Consider the following 18,760-nt stretch of genomic DNA (forward strand, 5'->3'; position numbering starts at 1 on the left):
AAATAAAAGGGAGATTTTAACAATGAAAAAGGACGCTATTTCTACAGGTTTGTTTATTGCTATCGGATTTTTATGTGTGGCCATCGTAATTGCCGTTTTGATTCCTGTAGTTCGAGATGTAATTGATGCTACGGATGATAACAAACCGACGATTCCGGGTGTGACATTTATTCAACCGCTGGATTCCAGCCAAACGGCAACTGCTCGGGTCTTAACCCATACTTCGGTTTAATTCGATTATGAAAAAAGACTCTATCTCCATAGCAATGTTTCTGGCTATTGGCTTTGTGATCGCAGGGATGTTTATCACAGTAGCTACGCATATCATTGGCAGCAGTCAAGACGATATCATCACACATACTAAGCAAGTAGAGCAATATTAGAAGGAGGCGTTTCTATTGAAGGAGACCGTCCTCCGGGCATTATTCATGTGGCTTGTCCTGTTTATTATCCTGCAGCCCATATTCACCTATATTGATTATCTGCTAGATTTACAGGTCAAAGCTAATACGTCCTACATCACACAAAAAGCTGCAACGGAGGGGATGGTCACAGCGTCTATGCGGAACGAAGTGATTTCAAATCTGAAGGCGATTGGGTTCTCAGAGGGTTCTATAGAAATTACGAGCAGTACAGATACCATTCAAGAACGCAAGCAACGAATTGATGTGTATGTAACAGCACCACGGATAAATTTGTTTCCTTATAACTTTTCCACGGTTTCTCAGCCGACCCGATATTATGGACATGGGTCAATTATGAGTGAATATCTCGATTGACTAAGGGATGAGCCTAATTTATGGATTACATTATTAAGCTGGCATTTGTCCTACTGATCTTTATCTACTCCTGGTTCTTTCAGATCCAGAATCAGGAGTGGGACATGCTGCGCAGCATGCTAAAAGATGCAAACAATATCGCTGTTCATGATGCCGCACAGGAATTAGATGAAACTGAACTCACACGAGGTCGTCTAATTATCGATCCCGCGCTTGCTTACGATACTTTTCAACATGCCTTGCAGGCGAATCTTGGGCTTGATAACGGCCTTTCTCCCCAAGTAGGCAGCCGTTTTAAGAATCAAGTAAAGATCGTGAAGTTTGATATTGTAGATGATTCCGATGGAGTAACTTTTCCGCTTTTATACGAGGATAGTGAATATGGCATTACCAAATACATAGAGGGTCCCTCGGTTATTGCCGTCATTGAGACGGAACATCCGCTGCTGATCTCCAGAGCCAAAACACAAGAGCCAATCAGAGTACCAGCAGTTCAGGAGTATAAGTTCAATAAGTAGGAAATCCAATTGAGACTAGGGAGAGATTTGGGATGAAGAAGAGAGTTGTAGAGGCGACTTTGGTAGCGGCAATGTTATTTAGTGTGGTTTTGGGGCAGGGAGTGGTTGCAAAAGCGGAAACGGTTACATCAGTAGTTACGGCTAAGCCAACCATATCTGCGGCACCCACAGCAACAGTGAAACCTATAGCAACGCCAGTGCCTATTATGAGGGATAATCTGAGTAAATTTGGATTGAAGAAAGACTTGGAGCTGCCTGTGACGATCAGCGCTGGAGGATTAACGTACACGTTAGAAAAGCTGATGTTTTACGATGTAAAGTCTAAAGAAGCACAGTCTCTAATGAAGATGTATGGTTATTCAGATAAAATTTATAAAACACCTACGAAATATATGGTATGGACTAAACTCACCATTGAAAATAAGGGGAGTAAAGTCATTCAATTAAGTGCTAAAGATCCAAGTGCAAAATGGAGGTTAACAGCAGATGGTTATAATCTGCTGACACCTTCACCTAGAAATAAAATGTTAGAGTTGAACAATAAAGAAGCATTGTGGAATTGGGTGTTGAAACCGGGTGAAAAGCTATCTAGCTATCAAATGTATGGGTATATTAAAGACCCTTCAGATATTTCTATATATGTTAATCTCGAAGGGGAATTTGAAGAGAAATACATCGTTAAACGTCCAGGAGAGTAATTTATATGAAGAAAATTTGGATTGTTCTGCTTACATTTATATTGATTTTTTCATATATTCCAGAGAACATCAAGGCAGCTAATTCGCAAAACAAAACAGTGTCAATACCATCAGAAATTCTCAATGGGTCTGTAAATGCTCAAAAATCTTTTTACTTAGATCTTCCAAGTGGAGTATCCAGTTCGGCAATTGATGTCTCTTCTCTTAAATATAATGGGACTAATCAAAAAGTTGCTCTTTCAATGGAGAACGGAAAAGTAAAGGTTACCTTAAAGGGCGTTGAAGCAAAACAACGAATAGATAATGTACTTGGGTATTACAGCTCGTTTAAACGCCTTTTTGTAACAACTCCCGGTAATTCTATTTGGCGATATTCAGACGGTATAAGATGGCAGATTAATGAATGGGACCCATACGCTAATACTCAGAAACATAACGATAGGAATGGACAAGGAAATGGTACACCTAGAAATGATCCTCCTGATATGACGGTGGTAACTCAATCAGCAGTATCACGTTCGGGAATTAAATGGTACGACCAAAACGTGAATTCGGTAATAGATTCATCTCAAATCATAGAGTCAACCGTCCAATTAGTTGTACCTAAAGAATTACTCCCAATAACATATGTAAATCATAATGTTGTAAATGGGAATCAATTTATTATTTATTATCAAACTAACGCAGCTATGCAAAATTTTGACCCTGAACAATTAAGTCCGAATTTTGACAAAAGTGGTCATGCGTTGGGTAGACGTTATAAAACAGAATTAAGCTATTACTTTACAGGTTCGGCTAATGTGACTACGTATAAGTATAGTGGAAACGTCTCCTTCGATTACACCCTCCCTACAGAACCAACACTTACCGGTACGGTAACTCTAAATAAACCTAATCCCAATCCAACAAAATTGGGAGATAAAGACGAACCCGTTCAAATTTCATTAATGGGGCAGTTGCAAGGATACAGTGATGCTTCAAATATTGACGAGTGGGTGTTCTATGCTAAAGAGAAAGACAGGAACAATACACTCAAAACGAAAAAGGAATCTGCAAAGACATTTAACGTAAGTACTTTATTTGATTTTGAGATCAAAAAGTCGAGTGTAACGGGCGAACATTTTACTCAGGAATATGCTTTAACCGTTCTCGTCCGCTTTAAAAAGCCAATCGTCACAAAGAATGGAACCATCACCTCTCTGGAACAGCCCCTACAGATTTCAGCAGGTGTTTATAAAAACCAACCCCTGGTTACTTTTCCTCCACCTCCGACCAAGCCAACAGAACCGGAAGGAAAGCCACCTATTGCGAGAATATCAACAGCTAGATACATAAAAGCAGGGTCTGATATGCTCGTTAGTGGAAATGCTTCCTATGATCCGGATGGATATATTACTGATTATGCTTGGAGCACATCTGGAGCGCAGGGAGAAATCGGAAATGTCCCAAGGGGGTATGTATGGTATACCATAGAGCAAGTTGGAGAGACATTTCCTATAGCTCTCACAGTCGTTGACAATGATGGACAAATAGGTAGTACAAGTACAGAAGTTACCGTCATTGAGCCGAAACCAGCAGCAATTATAAATATAGAAGGAATACTTAAACAAAATCGTAAAACGACATTGTTCAATAGAAGCCAGAGTCCAACACGCTTTCCGTTAATACCATCGAAAACACGAGTTACCATCACTGCTGTATCTGGTGGTACGAACGCAGATATTAAATATAGTGGTACATTATCTGAACTTGAAAGCAAAGACATCTTATTTAAAAAACCTGGAAAATATAAGGCTGCGATTTATGTGGAAAATACGCTTGGGTATTCTGATAGTGATGAGATTGCTTTTGATATTGTGCCAGATGAAGCGCCGTACAACTATTTTACTCTGCCTGGAGTGGTATATCGAAGTCCTGATTACGGTAATAAAGCGGTGGTTTCATTGGATGATATCTCCTATTCGCCTGATAAAGATGTAGTGGGTCGGAGACTCTGGGAGTATCGCTATGATTCAAATAATGACGGGAGTTTTAGCGGAGAAGCATGGGTGACCTTTAGTAATGAGAACAAAGATCGCTTAAATTTAGAACTGAGCGAGGTAGGGAAATATGAAGTCCGACTTACTGTGTTTGAAGAGTTTGGTCAACCAACCATTGATGAGTTTGTGACAGAAGCTGATCGGAAATCTACAAATTCAGATGGACAAAAGTTAAGCTCACGGATTGTAGAAGTGAAAAATCGAGCGCCAGAAGTTGATTGGTCCTGGTAGGAGAGGTGCTTAAATGAAAAAGACAAAAGAAATACTTTCGCTAGTAATTATAATCACTTTCCTATTCGGAGTTTTCCCTAGTCAGGGAGTGTATCTTCAGACAGCAGAGGCTGCGACTGGTGATCCTAATTTCATTACTTATAAAGATATAAATATACCTGCTGATGGTGATTTTTATGACGCTGGTTGGAATTATGGTACTATGCGTGGGACAATAAATAACCAAAAACTAACGAATATTAAATATAATCGTACCACTAAGCAACTTACATTTGATATTAGTTCAGATGCAACATTGACTGTAGGAGTAAACTTGTATCGTTCAGACAGTGCTCTAGATAGACGTGTTGTTCGAGCGGATCTCTGTGTAGCGGCAATACCAGAGGGGGCACCATTAGATTTACCAGTCTACCAATATAATTGTCCGAGCCACTGGTCAAATCCAAATACCAATTGGACCCCATTGTATAGGAGCTTTTTTGCTGGACCGTTTGACCCGAATACATTTGATCATACATTTAATCTAGTGACAGATGTTCCTTACTACAACTATATAGGGAATTTAAGTTACGGTGAACTTCCAATAGGATTAGTTATTAATTACAGTTTTGGTGCAGGTCAACAGGACCCATTTGGTGGATATCATCCAGATAAAGGATATGGAGGGCCGTATATTGGTTGGAGTTTTCAAAGAGTATTTCCTTTGATACCTAATAGTCCACCTACCATTTCGTTAAATACACCTAATAATCAAGTCCTGCAGAATGAGCCTGGACGAAACATACTTAACATCGAGGGATATGTTCACGATCCAGATAATGATGATCTTATCGTAAGTGCGGAGATACCAAATATATTTTATAGGAAGACGGTAGTATCTCAAACGAAAGGGTATCAGTATTTCTCTATCCCCATAGACGCTGTGGCTGATTCGATCCCGCCGGGCGATTATACGATGACTGTAAAAGTAGCAGATCCTTCAAATATGTCAGAATCCGCGAGTATGACCTTTAAGGTTACAAACAGACTGAAGCGAAACGCTTTTGTTCTCGTTAATAGTCCTATAGAGAATAGCGGCACCACCTACGAAGATTATGAGTGGGATGCTAAGTACGCTGATCGAGTGAGATATGATCATGATCCGAATTATTTTGATAACTCAATGGGGATTATAGGGGATTCGGGACTATGGAGGACGAGCCTTTACACTTCATTTCCGTATACCGGACAATATGTAGTGAGTTATCAAGCTAAGGATATACCGAAACAGGATGCTCGTTTTGCTGAATATCAGATGTGGAGTAAAGATGCCGCATCTACGATGAGTTTTAAAGTCCATCGCAAGCCAATAGCGCTTTTTTCAGCAAGGCTTATCAATGGAAATGTTCAATTAATAGATTCATCCTACGATTTAGATCATATTACAAGTGCTGATAAAGGGATTATGCAGTGGCAATGGCAATATAAAAAGACCGTTGATGAGATGTGGATCGACGGTCAGCCACCTGGGGGAGTTTTTGAAAAAGACAGTTACGACATACGTTTAAGGGTCCGTGATGTGGATGGAGATAATGGAATCGGTGTATGGAGTGATTGGTGTCAACGTACTGTGGGGAATGCGTCTGTTAATCTACCACCCGTTGCATTATTTACCGTTGATCCGAATATCGTTTCCTATCGTAAATCTACGACCATTACAGACAAATCTTTCGATCCAGATAATGATCCATTAGATGTATATTACTGGACTGTAATCAAAGACGGATGGAATAAAGTATGGGAACATTGGGGTGGAGCGACAACACCGCCGAATATCGCATCATTCGGTGAAGGGAACTATCAACTCAATCTACAAGTACATGATAATCGTGGCTTGTGGTCAGATTGGTACAGTCAAAATGTACAGGTAGTCAATCATCCACCGGCCGCAGCATTTACAATGCCTAACGAAATATACCGCGATACGATTATCACAATGGATAACTTAACACCAGATCCGGATGAAGATGGAGATGTTTTATCTTATGCCTGGAATGCAAAATTTAATGACTCTCCCTACTACTGGGCAGGAAACAATCGTTATCAATCAATGACCATTCGTGATCTTATTAATCGTAACGGTATATCACATAAAAAAGCCATTTCTGATGGCTGGGAAATGCAGCTCACAGCCTCTGATGGAAAATTAAGCTCTTATGCTACACGTACATTTATGGTTAAGAATCATGTCCCTGTTGCTAAGATTAACGGACCTTCATCCGTAAATCAGTATGATACGAAACAATATACTTCAGGGGATATCGATGAGGATACATCAGATCAAGGCTCATTAGAATACTACTGGAAAGTAACGAACAGTGCTGGTGAAGTTAAATCATATCTTACTCGTGATATTACGCTTACCTTCTCAGATCCAGGAGTATATACGTTAGAACATTGGGCAATCGATCAGATAGGCGATAAGTCGAATATCGCTGGATTGCAAGTCCAAGTAAAAGAGAATTTGGCACCTTCTATGACTTTAACTAGTCCTTCAGGTACAGCTTCGAACCCATCTGTGATTGACTCAGACCAAGGCGATCCATTAATTAAGTGGACATACACAGATCCAGAAAATGATCCACAGGAGAAATATAGATTAGAGTTTTTTACGAAGGATGATCTATTAGTTTCCACTGTAGAAAATCCAGATCCTACTGGCCTACTCAGACAATATCAAATCCCAAATAATACATTTGAACGGTTTGAATACTTTACAGTGAAAGGTCGGGCGTACTCCAAATTTTCATGGTCAGATGTATCAAATGAAAAAACATTCATCATTGATAACGCACCTAAGCCGGGATTCACTCTGATCACAGATACTGGTAAAGATGCGACTAAGGTACCGATCTACCGTACAGATGTTTTGAATATTAAAAGTACGGCTACGGACCAAGATGAGCCTAAAGGAGATAGCATTAGCCTTAAGTATTATCTGAAAACATCAAATGGTTCAGAAGCTTTCGCAAGTGTTAAGAATGACTTTACCAAGCAATTTAGCAGCAATGGTATCTTTACGTTTAGACAACGTGTAACAGATTCTCTAGGGCTATATCGAGACCTTTCCCAGAATGTTACGATAGTCAACCGTATACCAACAGTTTCGATAACGTACCCAACCAGTACGGACTCTACAAAATCTACGATCGCAAGCACGTTAACTCCAATCATCAAGTGGGATTATCAAGATGAGGACAAAGATCTGCAGCAACGTTATAAGGTGCGAATTATTAACTTGGCCACCGGTGCAATCAAGGTACAATCTGGTGAGCAAGTATCAAGCGCTAAGCAATGGCAGATTCCAGTCGGTTCACTGATTGAGAATGAAAAATATGCCGTTGAAGTTGAAGTTTTTGATGGTTATAACTGGAGCAATGTCTCTCCACGTAAATACTTCATGGTGAATTTACTGAGTATTAGAGGAGGCGTTAAGCACACCGAAGAGTGGAACAACAACCGTAAAGGCTACAATCTGAAAAAGAGTGGCAATGAGGAGAGTCCAAGAGGCTACAACGTATTCTGGGCAGGAGAACGTTTTGTTCTGCAAGGTACAGCAACAGGTCTCCCGGATACTGTGCAAGTAACCATGAACGGAGGGTTCACTACGCAGCTCAGCCCAACTAACGACGATAAAACCTTCTGGACAGGTGAAATGTACGACAGCTCTTTTGAAAAGCTACCAGATGGCCCTGTTACTTTTACCTTTACGGCTCAGAATGCGTATAACACCAAAACGGATACAGTTACCGTTGTTATATCAACGGATTGGTCGGAGTATTTCCAGAGTCATCGAATTAAGTAGAGTAGGAGCCTATATCACCCTATCTTTTTTGCGTGACTTCACAGGATCATGTTAATGTTGAAGCATTGTATCAAACATTGATAGGGGTAGGGGACATGATTCGAGAGTTAACACCAGCGGAAATGAAATCAATCTTGAGTTCGATTAATAGGGAACAGCATTTTTTATACTATTCATACCTTACAGCTCGTAAGCATAATTCGGTACACTATGGACATTTTACTGACCAGGGAGAATTGCTCGGCGTATTGGCCTTTTTAAGAGGGCTTCCATTCTATGCTTTTTCCGTATTCCCTGTGGAGAAGTCATTCTGTCTCCGGTCCGTGCTTGCATTTATGAAAGATCAATTGAGTTTACCTGACAATGCTGTCGGTAATGTAATCGTGAATGAAGAAGTTATGGCTGTACTCGCTTCACAGCTTGAACTTGTTAAGTCACCCAAAAAACTGCTTCTAATGAAGCATATCCATCAAGAAGCGTTACCACCGGTGGATACAAGCGTTTTACAATTGGGTCCCCCTTATTTTGAACTCATTGAGTCGAAAATGGCCGATTTAGATACAATGGCGTTCTCAAAAGAAGAATTACAGTATCCGTTCTATGGTGTGATGGAACAACATGAGCTGATTGCGGTAGGTGGATACCATATTTATAGCGAAGATTACGTTGAATTGGGGAACATCGGAACGGATGTAAGATGGAGAAGGCAAGGCTACGGGAAAAAGATCTGTGCCGAGCTCACCCGAACGGGGGGAAGGGTTACCTCTAACGTCTATTTGAATGTCCTTGAGGAAAATGTAGGCGCAATTTCTCTATATCAATCCATCGGCTTTGAGCTTATGTGCAAACAGTACATGGTCCAATTTGTTATTTGATGGTTAATGAAAAAGGACTAAGCGGATTTAAATCCGCTTAGTCCTTTTTCACAAGCATAGAACCTTTTATACGACCCCTTCAGTCCGGTCTTCATTCATTCGCATCATTCGTGCGGCAACCGAAGTAGTATGTAATGGTAAAGAGGATGGGCGCGCAGAGGCTCTCTGAGCTCTACGTAAATAATAGGATAGCTTGCCAGTAAAAATCTTATGTGCACAGAGTGAAAGCGCGAAATCTTCCGGTGTAACGAAGCAGGAAGGCTTATTCACAGGCTGAACTGCAGTTTCTTCAAATAAAGAGGCAACGAAATGGGAACAAAAATAAGCATTTTCTCTATCGATTTTAATATTCAGAAGCACACCGATTAATCCTAAAAGATGGTATTTATAACGCTCCTGATTTTGCATCATCCCTTGGACGTGATTGTACATCGTATCGTATTCCTCAGCGCTAACACGCAACTGATAGATGGAACAATTAGCACTGCTATAAAAAGGGTCGATAAAGTTCTCCTGGATTAGTCCTGCCACAAATGGATTGTGCATTTTTTTTCTTCCGAAGCTGTATACCTCCCGCAGTTCACAGTCAAAGGCGATCGAAGCATGATTCAGATCGGCTTTTGTAAACCACTTAATAAAACCACTAAAGGCCGTACCTGTACCGGTAAGCACAATAAAGATGTCCTTATTCGAACTCATGTTCAAAGTTCCTTTCCACTAGGAAATGTTGGGTAATGAATGAAAATTATGCTTAACTAACTCCATCTTACTGTATATTTGAGCATTGTAAAACAATCTTTAGTCGCAATTAAAAACTAGACCATAGACTAGTGCAATTCTGGCTTGTCTCATAGTTCTTGTGTGTATATAAATACGTCGATATTGCAAAAGATAAGCTGTTCAAATAAAGAGTTTTTAAAAACAATTGGAATTGCTTCCACACTAATGATACAATAAGAGTCAAAATGACATTCTTGAGATTTCAGAGGAGGAACTATTAAATGAGTGAACAAGAACAAGTGATTCAAAAGGAAGAAAACTCAACTGTAGATAACCTGTCCATTACAACGATTCGTACTTTGGCGATTGACGCCATTGAAAAAGCAAACTCCGGCCACCCAGGTATGCCAATGGGTTCTGCACCAATGGGCTACCAATTGTTTGCAAAAACAATGAAACACAACCCTGATCATCCAACATGGGTAAACCGTGACCGTTTTGTATTGTCCGCAGGACATGGTTCTATGCTTCTGTACAGCTTGTTGCACCTTAGTGGTTATGATCTTCCTATGGAAGAATTGAAAAATTTCCGTCAATGGGGCAGCTTGACTCCGGGTCACCCAGAAGTAGGTCACACCGCTGGTGTCGATGCAACAACAGGTCCACTTGGACAAGGTATTGGTATGGCTGTTGGTATGGCTATGGCTGAAGCTCAATTGGGAGCTACCTACAACAAAGATGAACATAAAGTGGTTGACCACTATACTTACGCTATTTGTGGTGATGGTGACCTGATGGAAGGGATCTCTTCCGAGTCCGCTTCACTCGCTGGTCATTTGAAACTGGGCAAATTGGTTGTATTGTATGATTCAAATGATATTTCCCTTGATGGTAAATTGAACCTTTCCTTCTCCGAGAACGTGGCTCAACGTTTTGATGCTTATGGTTGGCAAGTACTTCGCGTTGAAGACGGAAACGATCTTCCGGCTATTGCCAAAGCGATTGCTGAAGCTCAAGCTGAGACTAGCAAACCGACTTTGATCGAAGTGAAAACTGTAATTGGTTATGGTAGCCCTAACAAACAAGGTAAAGGCGGCCATGGCGGTACTCACGGTTCCCCACTTGGAGCAGAAGAAGCTAAGCTTACCAAAGATTTCTACAAATGGGTATACGAAGAAGATTTCTATGTACCTGACGAAGTGCGTGCTCATTTTGCAGAAGTGAAGAAAAACGGAATCGCAGCTAACAAAGCTTGGGATGACAAATTCGCAGCTTACAAAAAAGCATATCCAGAGCTTGCTGCACAGTTCGAAACAGTAATCAACGGCGATCTTCCAGAAGGCTGGGATGCTAACCTCCCAACTTACACTACTGAAGATAAGGCAGTATCGACTCGTGTAGCTTCCGGTAGTGCGCTTAACGGTCTGACTGCTGGCGTTCCTCAGCTTGTGGGTGGTTCCGCTGACTTGGAAAGTTCCACTATGACACATTTGAATGGTTTGACATCGTTCACACCAGAATCTTATGATGGCCGCAACATCTACTTCGGCGTACGTGAGTTTGGTATGGCTGCTGCAATGAACGGTATTGCACTGCACACGGGTCTTAAAGTATTCGGAGGAACATTCTTCGTGTTCACAGACTACCTGCGTCCAGCCATCCGTTTGGCTTCGATCATGAAATTGCCAGTAACCTATGTACTGACACATGACAGTATTGCAGTTGGTGAAGATGGTCCTACGCATGAACCAATCGAACAATTGGCTTCCCTGCGTATCATCCCAGGTCTGACTGTTATTCGTCCGGCTGATGCTAACGAAACTTCTGCAGCATGGGCTTATGCTATGGAAAACAAAGAGAATCCAGTTGCTTTGGTTCTGACTCGTCAAAACTTGCCAATTCTTGCTGGAACAGTTGATGGCGTTCGTGAAAACATCAAACGTGGTGGTTATGTTGTTTCTGATTCCAAGAATGGCACTCCACAAGCACAACTGATCGCTACTGGTTCTGAGGTACAATTGGCTGTTAAAGCACAAGCTGCTTTGGCTGAAGAAGGTATCGATGTTCGTGTAATAAGCTTGCCAAGCTGGGATCTGTTCGAAAAACAAGATAAAGAATACCGTGATTCCGTAATTCTTCCAGGAGTTAAGGCTCGTCTTGCAATCGAAATGGCACAAACCTTTGGCTGGGAACGTTACACTGGTGACCAAGGCGATATCCTCGGCATCACTACTTTCGGAGCTTCCGCACCTGGAGACAGAGTAATGAAAGAATACGGCTTTACTGTTGAGAATGTAGTTAGCCGTGTGAAAGCACTTCTGTAATTAACTGAATAATCATTAGGGGGAGAACAAGTAATGAGTCAGTTTAACAACGCAACGATTGAAAAAGCAGCCAATGTATATTATGGCGGACAAGTAACAAGCCGTACGGTAATTTTGCAGGATGGAACTAAGGTCACACTTGGTATCATGTTGCCTGGTGTATATGAATTTGGTACGGATGGTCCTGAAATTATGGAGATTCTGTCCGGCGATCTTAAAGTGCTGCTTCCCGGCACTGAGGTATGGCAGGAGATTAAGGGAGCGGCAACGTTCAATGTCCCTGGCAACTCAAAATTTGCGTTGGAAGTATTTGAAGTAACTGATTATTGCTGTTCTTACCCGGTTCTATAAAGACATAACTAAAGGAAGCTCTGCTGAAAAGCAGGGCTTCCTTTTTTTCTTGCACTACAAAGAATAATTTAGTATTATTATTTCGAACAAGTGTTCGTATTTTTAGATTGAAAATTCGTTAAAAAAGACCGCCTCTCACATTGGAAATCATGTGGGAAACGGTCATGAGTAAGTGAAATGTTATTCTGATACAGTAGAACCCATTTTTTGTCCGATCCACTCTTCATAGCATTTCACTACAGCGGAGAGGTCTTCGTCGCCATAGCCTTGGGTAAACCCAGCTTGGAACATACTTTTGGCTAGTCCCAGCATTGGAGAAGGGACGCCTGTGAAATCGCTGTGGGCGGAGGCTAACTTCAAATCCTTTAACATTAATGCAAGGGAGAACTGATTGCTGAAATCATTTTCTATGATTTTACGGCCTTTAAGCTCTGCTTGTTTGCTACCCGCAGAACCAAGCTGCACTAGTTCAAGGAACTTGTCAGCTGGAACACCTGATTTTACAGCGATAGCGAATCCTTCAGCCAGGGCAACGTTATGAATGCCGACCATAGCATTATGAGCCAGCTTGGCTACAGCACCACTGCCGTTCTCACCCATATGTATCAGCTTTTTGCCCAAAGTATCGAATATATCGCGATGCTGTTCTATAACTTCAGCACTGCCGCCAACCATGAACACCAAGGTTCCTTCAATAGCTGCCGGCTTGCTTCCGGTCACTGGCGCGTCAAGGAAATGTCCACCTCGAGCTTCTACAGCAGTGGCAATTTCGTGAACTAGTCCTGGAGAAATTGTGCTGGAATCAATAATTAAGCCGCCTGGCTTAAGTGCATCAAGAATACCATCCTGACCATAAAACACTTCACGAACCGAATCATCATTACTGATCATGGTAATAATAACATCCTTACCTTCAGCGGCGGCACGTGGCGTAAGGGCAGTCTGGCCACCCTCTGCTTCAAGAGGTTTACATTTAGCTGCTGTACGGTTATACACCGTCACCTGAAAGCCGCCACGAAGCAAGTTGGAAGCCATTGGCGCTCCCATTGTTCCAAGTCCGATAAAACCGATTTGTTTCATTTGTATAGCCACCTTCCGTTTTCTTCATTCTATCATGGCACTTAGGCTAGCACCACAGCTCAGCCATGCCTAATGATGCGGGAAACGCTTCCATGAAACTTTCGAAAACTTGGTTCTAAAGCCCGGGATGTGCCCTAAGACCTTGCCAGTCAAGGCAAATTAAAGTATCCTAATTATAAAGTTGTAACAAGCGGTTTCAAATTTAAAGAGATAAACAGGAGGTTTCCATTACCGATGTCTAAGAAGATTAATTTTGACTACACCAAAGCCCTTACTTTCTTCAACCAACAAGAAATTGACAACCTTGCCGCTCCAGTTAAGTTAGCGCACGAACAGTTGCATAATAAGACTGGTGTAGGTTCCGACTATCTTGGATGGATTGATCTTCCATCAGCTTATGATAAGGAAGAATTCGCACGCATTCAGCAAGCCGCAAAGAAGATCCAGAGCGATTCCGAAGTACTGATTGTAATTGGTATTGGTGGTTCTTATCTGGGAGCACGCGCAGCGATTGAAGCGCTCTCGCATTCTTTTTACAATAACCTTTCTAAAGATAAGCGCAAAACTCCAGAAGTTTATTTCGCTGGTAATAACATCAGTTCTACATACATCACGCATTTGCTTGATTTAGTAGAAGGCAAAGACTTCTCCGTGAACGTAATCTCCAAATCAGGAACTACGACTGAGCCAGCCATTGCTTTCCGCATTTTCCGCGCAGCTCTGGAGAAGAAATATGGTAAAGAAGAAGCTCGCAAACGTATTTACGCTACTACAGACAAGGAAAAAGGTGCCCTTAAGAAATTGGCTACTGAAGAAGGTTATGAATCCTTCATCATTCCAGACGATGTAGGCGGACGTTACTCCGTATTGACACCTGTAGGCTTGCTTCCAATCGCTGTAGCAGGTATTAACATTGAAGAGATGATGCAAGGTGCTGCTGCCGCTGCGGATGAGTTCAATAATCCAGATGTAGCTACTAACCAAGCTTATCAATATGCTGCAGTTCGTAATGCTCTGTATCGCAAAGGTAAGACAACTGAAATTCTCGTTAACTATGAGCCTTCCTTACACTTTGTATCGGAGTGGTGGAAACAATTGTTTGGCGAGAGCGAAGGTAAGGATTTCAAAGGAATTTATCCTTCTTCCGTTGATTTCTCTACGGATCTACACTCCATGGGTCAATTTATCCAAGAAGGTAACCGTAATATCTTTGAAACGGTAATCCAAGTAGATCAAGTGGCTCATCATGTGACCATTGAGAATGATCCAGATGATCTGGATGGCTTGAACTTCTTAACAGGAAAGACTATGGATTTCGTAAATAAGAAGGCTTTCCAAGGTACAATGCTTGCGCATACAGATGGTCAAGTACCTAACCTTATCGTTACTATTCCTGATCAAACACCATACACATTTGGTTATTTGGTTTACTTCTTTGAAAAAGCTTGCGGCATCAGCGGTTACCTGCTAGGTGTTAACCCATTCGACCAACCAGGCGTTGAAGCATACAAGAAGAATATGTTTGCGCTGCTTGGCAAACCGGGTTACGAAAAAGAAAAAGCAGAGCTGGAAGCAAGACTTACAGAATAGTATTGCAGCAGTAATTTAGAGACCATTCATACTAGTGTAAGTCACCAGGAGCAGTCCATAGGTAATCCAATACCGGGGCTGCTCCTGACATTATATGAAGACATCATATGTATATAAGGACTGGAATAATTATGTTAGAACAATATCGAACGGTGCGATCTTCCGGTTCTAAGGAAGTCGTAATCCGCAAATCTCGCTTCATTGGTCATGTTATGCCAGTTGAGAATGAAGAAGAAGCATTGTTGTTTATCGAAGACATCAAGAAGAAACATCGGGACGCAACGCATAACTGTTCTGCTTATGTGATTGGGGAGCGAGACGAAATCCAGAGGCAATCGGACGACGGGGAGCCGAGTGGAACAGCCGGCAAACCGATTTTGGAAGTAATTCGCAACCAGGGAGTTAAAAATGTCGCAATTGTTGTTACCCGTTATTTCGGAGGCATTATGCTGGGTGCCGGAGGGCTGATTAGAGCTTATACGGATGGGGCAGTGCTTGCGCTTGAAGCAGGAGAAGTAATCACCCGTGTGCTAAGACGAGAGGTATTCGTAGAAATTGATTACACTTGGCTAGGCAAGGTTGAGAACGAACTTCGGGGAAGAGGTATTCAGACCGGCGAGACTTTGTTCACCGATAAAGTAACGTTGTTATGTTTACCGCGAAATGATGAGGGAGACGCATTTATGGCATGGATAACAGATCTAACCCAAGGGCAAGCCTTGGTAACAGAAGGGCGGCGGATTTACTACAGCGAAGGGGATTAGGTATATGGCAAGGAGAGCAGTGGAGCAGGAGTTGTCGAGGGAAAGAATATTAGAGGCCGCTAGGCATCTGTTTATTACCAAAGGGTATCGAGCGATTTCAATGCGAAGCATCGGTCAGCATTTGGGATACAGCCACGGCTCTCTCTATTATCATTTCAAAGAAAAGGCGGAATTGTTCTACGCCATTGTTGTCGAAGATTTTAATCATGTGGCTACTTTGCTTGGTCAAGTAATGAATAAGCCACCTGAAGAGGGTATGACTCGAGTAGAGCAGCTAATTATGGAGTTTATAAGGTTTGGAATAGATCATCCTTATCAGTATGAAATTATGTTTATGATTCGTGATGAAGAGCTGCTGGCTTATTGTAGAGCAGAGCAGGGACGATGTTTTGATTTATTCTCAAGTATTGTACGCCGTCATATGAAGGAAGAGGGATATGTGTCCGAGGATTGGCAGAACGTGCCGCTAACCTTGTTCTTATCCGCTCACGGATTTATATCTTATTATATCCAAGATAAAGTATCATTTGAGGATGTAAAAGAGGCAGCATCAGCTCATATCAAGGTCTTATGTCGCAGCCTTTAACATGCTGTTTTTTTTTATAAGTTGACACTTTAAAGCTGTGCATTGGTATAACACTACTTCTCTGCTTGGTCAAAGTAATATTTAATTCTAGTTATATTTTAATGGCCGCTCCGTAGCAATAACGGAAGCGGCCATTCATCGTTTATCCCTCAATAATTTTTAAGAAACATTGTCTACGTCTAGGTCCATCAAACTCACAAAAATAAATACCCTGCCAACGTCCGAGCAATAGTTCGCCATCATGGATGATTATGCTCTGGGAAGGTCCGGATGTAATAGACTTAAGGTGGGAGGCAGTATTGCCTTCAGCATGTCGATACTTCGGATGCTCCCAAGGGTAGACTTCATCCAAACGCATCAGAACATCATGCCTCACATCAGGATCTGCATTCTCATTGATTGCAATTCCTGCGGTGGTATGTGGACAATAAACTACGATCACCCCGCTACGCACCCCGCTTTTTTTCACAAAAGAAATGACTTCACGAGTAATATCCCGTAATTCATCCCGTTTCGTTGTAGTAATCTCCAGTGTATGCAGCATAATCATTCCCCTTCCTGTGATGTGCCACTTTTTCCTAACCTTTGTTATATATATTTTACCCCAAATTCACTTGAAAGTAATTGACGACAACGAGAAGGATTTGGTAAAGTAGTAATAATATAAAACCAAGTATATAAATAGGAATAATTAATGGAGATGTTGGTTAGTATACCGACCGGTTATCCGGAGGTGGGAGGGCAAAATCATTGAATTCGCTGCTTAGACACAAAGGTTGGACTTGGGGTTTCCGAACTACAATTTTGCTCTATTTTGTAGTATTGATTGTGTTGCCTATACTTGGGGTCTATTACAACTCTTTTTCACTGGGTTTCGGTAATTTTGTGGAAAGCATAAGCGACCCGATTGCCTGGAAGTCGGTGCTGTTAACCTTAAAGCTGGCGATCATCGCTACTTTAATTAATGTCTTTTTAGGAACAATGATTGCCTGGGTTCTTATTCGTTATCAATTCATTGGTAAAGCATTGCTTAATAGTCTTGTGGATTTACCATTTGCACTGCCGACGGCAGTTGGTGGTTTGATGATTTTGCTCTTGCTCGGACCTGGTAGTCTTATCGGCAAGGCTGCAGAAGCGCTTGGTTTTGAAATTGTTTTTCATCAACCGGCAATCGTAATTGCTATGGTCTTCGTAACCTTTCCCTTCGTGATTCGAGCGGTTCAGCCCTTGCTGGAGGAACTTGATCCTTCCGAAGAGGAAGCGGCATATACAATGGGTGCCAAGGGAACTAAAGTCTTCTGGCATGTTATTCTCCCCTCTATGGCTCCTGGGATGATCAGCGGTGGAATGCTCGCCTTCTCGCGGGCGCTTGCTGAATTCGGCGCTGTAGTCCTCGTAGCAGGCAATATTCCAGGTCGTACACTCGTATCTTCTGTTTTTATTTTTGGTGAAGTTGAAAGTGATAATCCGGTTTCCGCAGCAGCGGTTTCTGTCATTCTCTTGACCTTATCTTTTCTCATTCTTTGGCTCATTAATATGCTGCAGATGCGGGGGAGACGCTCATGAGAAAATTGTGGATCGTACTCACCTACTTGGTGTTTTTTCTGCTAATCGCTGCACCGCTAGGGAAAATGGCTATAGGTGCTTTTAGTGAAGGATTTGGTGGTTTCTGGAATGCTCTGACTAGGCCTGAAGCGCTGCATGCGCTTATGATGACTGGGCTTGTTGTGATCGTAGTTACGTTATTAAATACGTTGTTCGGAATTATGATGGCGCTGTATCTTGTCCGGGCGAACTGGATAAATAGACGTCTAAAGGGCTTGCTTAACAGTATTGTTGATTTGCCTTATGCTGTGTCCCCTGTCATTGGCGGGCTGATGATTGTCCTGCTGCTGGGTCCGGATAGCGCCTTGGGTGCGATTTTTGAAGGGATTGGGCTGAAGATCGTCTATGCGATTCCCGGAATGATCATTGCTACCTTGTTCGTAACCTTTCCTTTAATGGTGCGTGAGGTAATGCCGGTGCTTCAGGAGATTGGTTCACAGCAGGAGGAAGCTGCTTCTACACTGGGCGCTCGTGGCTGGACAATTTTTTGGAAGGTGACTTGGCCTTCGATTCGTTGGGCGGTTGTGTATGGGGTCATCCTTACGGTGGCTCGTTCACTAGGTGAGTTCGGGGCGGTGCTCGTGGTCTCGGGTAACATTATGAACAAAACCCAGACGGCGACGACGCTAGTCTATCAGGATGTTGAGAATTTTAATGTAACGGCTGCTGGAGGAATAGCGCTAGTTCTGGCTGCATTTTCCGCAGGTCTACTGTTATTGATGGAATGGACCAAGAGAAGAAAGGAAGTGCAGTAAT

18 protein-coding genes are annotated in these 18,760 nt (G+C 42.1%); 15 read left to right on the forward strand and 3 right to left on the reverse strand.

The window, feature by feature from the left end:
• Positions 1-22: 22 nt before the first annotated feature.
• From NST34_RS06030 to NST34_RS06065, 8 genes are all read left to right on the forward strand, one after another.
• Entirely contained in the window at positions 23-232 is a 210-nt protein-coding gene (locus NST34_RS06030; protein WP_076298286.1) for a hypothetical protein, read from the forward strand.
• A 7-nt stretch (positions 233-239) separates the two neighbouring features.
• Positions 240-383 carry a hypothetical protein gene (locus NST34_RS06035; protein ID WP_156113062.1) on the forward strand — a complete coding sequence of 48 codons (144 nt, stop codon included), beginning with the start codon at positions 240-242 and terminating at the stop codon, positions 381-383.
• A gap of 15 nt (positions 384-398) precedes the next feature.
• On the forward strand, positions 399-779 hold the full coding sequence (locus tag NST34_RS06040) for a hypothetical protein (RefSeq protein ID WP_076284074.1): 381 nt from the start codon (positions 399-401) through the stop codon (positions 777-779).
• Between the two features lie 20 nt (positions 780-799).
• Positions 800-1,297, forward strand: coding sequence for a hypothetical protein (locus NST34_RS06045; RefSeq protein WP_076284075.1), 498 nt, complete (start codon positions 800-802; stop codon positions 1,295-1,297).
• A 32-nt stretch (positions 1,298-1,329) separates the two neighbouring features.
• Positions 1,330-1,995 carry a hypothetical protein gene (locus tag NST34_RS06050; protein ID WP_341061345.1) on the forward strand — a complete coding sequence of 222 codons (666 nt, stop codon included), beginning with the start codon at positions 1,330-1,332 and terminating at the stop codon, positions 1,993-1,995.
• Between the two features lie 5 nt (positions 1,996-2,000).
• Complete coding sequence (locus NST34_RS06055) at positions 2,001-4,265, forward strand: PKD domain-containing protein (RefSeq protein WP_341061347.1); 2,265 nt, start codon at positions 2,001-2,003, stop codon at positions 4,263-4,265.
• Between the two features lie 13 nt (positions 4,266-4,278).
• Positions 4,279-8,109, forward strand: a complete 3,831-nt coding sequence (locus NST34_RS06060; RefSeq protein WP_341127372.1) for a hypothetical protein — start codon at positions 4,279-4,281, stop codon at positions 8,107-8,109.
• 95 nt (positions 8,110-8,204) lie between these two features.
• Positions 8,205-8,984 (forward strand): GNAT family N-acetyltransferase, encoded by a 780-nt coding sequence (locus tag NST34_RS06065; RefSeq protein ID WP_341127373.1) that lies wholly within the window; start codon positions 8,205-8,207, stop codon positions 8,982-8,984.
• Positions 8,985-9,050: 66 nt separating this feature from the next.
• On the opposite strand, the gene NST34_RS06070 is transcribed toward NST34_RS06065, so the two are convergent.
• On the reverse strand, positions 9,051-9,683 hold the full coding sequence (locus tag NST34_RS06070; RefSeq protein ID WP_042124922.1) for a hypothetical protein: 633 nt from the start codon (positions 9,681-9,683) through the stop codon (positions 9,051-9,053).
• A 302-nt stretch (positions 9,684-9,985) separates the two neighbouring features.
• Between NST34_RS06070 and tkt the strand changes: the two genes are divergently transcribed.
• Both tkt and ppnP read left to right on the forward strand, forming a co-directional pair.
• A complete protein-coding gene (gene tkt, locus NST34_RS06075; RefSeq protein WP_076298280.1) occupies positions 9,986-12,028 on the forward strand; it encodes a transketolase in 2,043 nt (680 codons plus the stop codon).
• Positions 12,029-12,061: 33 nt separating this feature from the next.
• Positions 12,062-12,379 carry a pyrimidine/purine nucleoside phosphorylase gene (gene ppnP, locus NST34_RS06080; RefSeq protein ID WP_042185578.1) on the forward strand — a complete coding sequence of 106 codons (318 nt, stop codon included), beginning with the start codon at positions 12,062-12,064 and terminating at the stop codon, positions 12,377-12,379.
• A gap of 180 nt (positions 12,380-12,559) precedes the next feature.
• On the opposite strand, the gene NST34_RS06085 is transcribed toward ppnP, so the two are convergent.
• Positions 12,560-13,459, reverse strand: coding sequence for an NAD(P)-dependent oxidoreductase (locus NST34_RS06085; protein ID WP_341127374.1), 900 nt, complete (start codon positions 13,457-13,459; stop codon positions 12,560-12,562).
• A gap of 234 nt (positions 13,460-13,693) precedes the next feature.
• Between NST34_RS06085 and NST34_RS06090 the strand changes: the two genes are divergently transcribed.
• The 3 genes from NST34_RS06090 (at position 13,694) to NST34_RS06100 (ending at position 16,399) form a co-directional block, all read left to right on the forward strand.
• Positions 13,694-15,049, forward strand: a complete 1,356-nt coding sequence (locus NST34_RS06090) for a glucose-6-phosphate isomerase (protein WP_042185583.1) — start codon at positions 13,694-13,696, stop codon at positions 15,047-15,049.
• Between the two features lie 131 nt (positions 15,050-15,180).
• Positions 15,181-15,813: a YigZ family protein gene (locus NST34_RS06095; protein WP_076284084.1), complete on the forward strand. Its 633-nt coding sequence runs from the start codon at positions 15,181-15,183 to the stop codon at positions 15,811-15,813.
• A 4-nt stretch (positions 15,814-15,817) separates the two neighbouring features.
• The gene (locus NST34_RS06100) at positions 15,818-16,399 is read left to right on the forward strand and encodes a TetR/AcrR family transcriptional regulator (protein ID WP_076284085.1); all 582 of its coding nucleotides are present in this window, start codon (positions 15,818-15,820) and stop codon (positions 16,397-16,399) included.
• Positions 16,400-16,541: 142 nt separating this feature from the next.
• Here the strand turns inward: NST34_RS06100 and NST34_RS06105 are convergent, their stop codons facing one another.
• Positions 16,542-16,943: a secondary thiamine-phosphate synthase enzyme YjbQ gene (locus NST34_RS06105; RefSeq protein WP_042185590.1), complete on the reverse strand. Its 402-nt coding sequence runs from the start codon at positions 16,941-16,943 to the stop codon at positions 16,542-16,544.
• A gap of 206 nt (positions 16,944-17,149) precedes the next feature.
• Between NST34_RS06105 and cysT the strand changes: the two genes are divergently transcribed.
• Positions 17,150-17,965 carry a sulfate ABC transporter permease subunit CysT gene (gene cysT, locus NST34_RS06110; protein WP_076284086.1) on the forward strand — a complete coding sequence of 272 codons (816 nt, stop codon included), beginning with the start codon at positions 17,150-17,152 and terminating at the stop codon, positions 17,963-17,965.
• On the forward strand, positions 17,962-18,759 hold the full coding sequence (locus NST34_RS06115; protein WP_076284087.1) for a sulfate ABC transporter permease subunit: 798 nt from the start codon (positions 17,962-17,964) through the stop codon (positions 18,757-18,759). The genes cysT and NST34_RS06115 overlap by 4 nt, the downstream gene beginning before the upstream one ends.
• The last annotated feature ends 1 nt before the right edge of the window (position 18,760 follow it).

It is taken from the genome of Paenibacillus sp. FSL H7-0714, from assembly GCF_038003765.1.
GTDB lineage: Bacteria > Bacillota > Bacilli > Paenibacillales > Paenibacillaceae > Paenibacillus_AQ.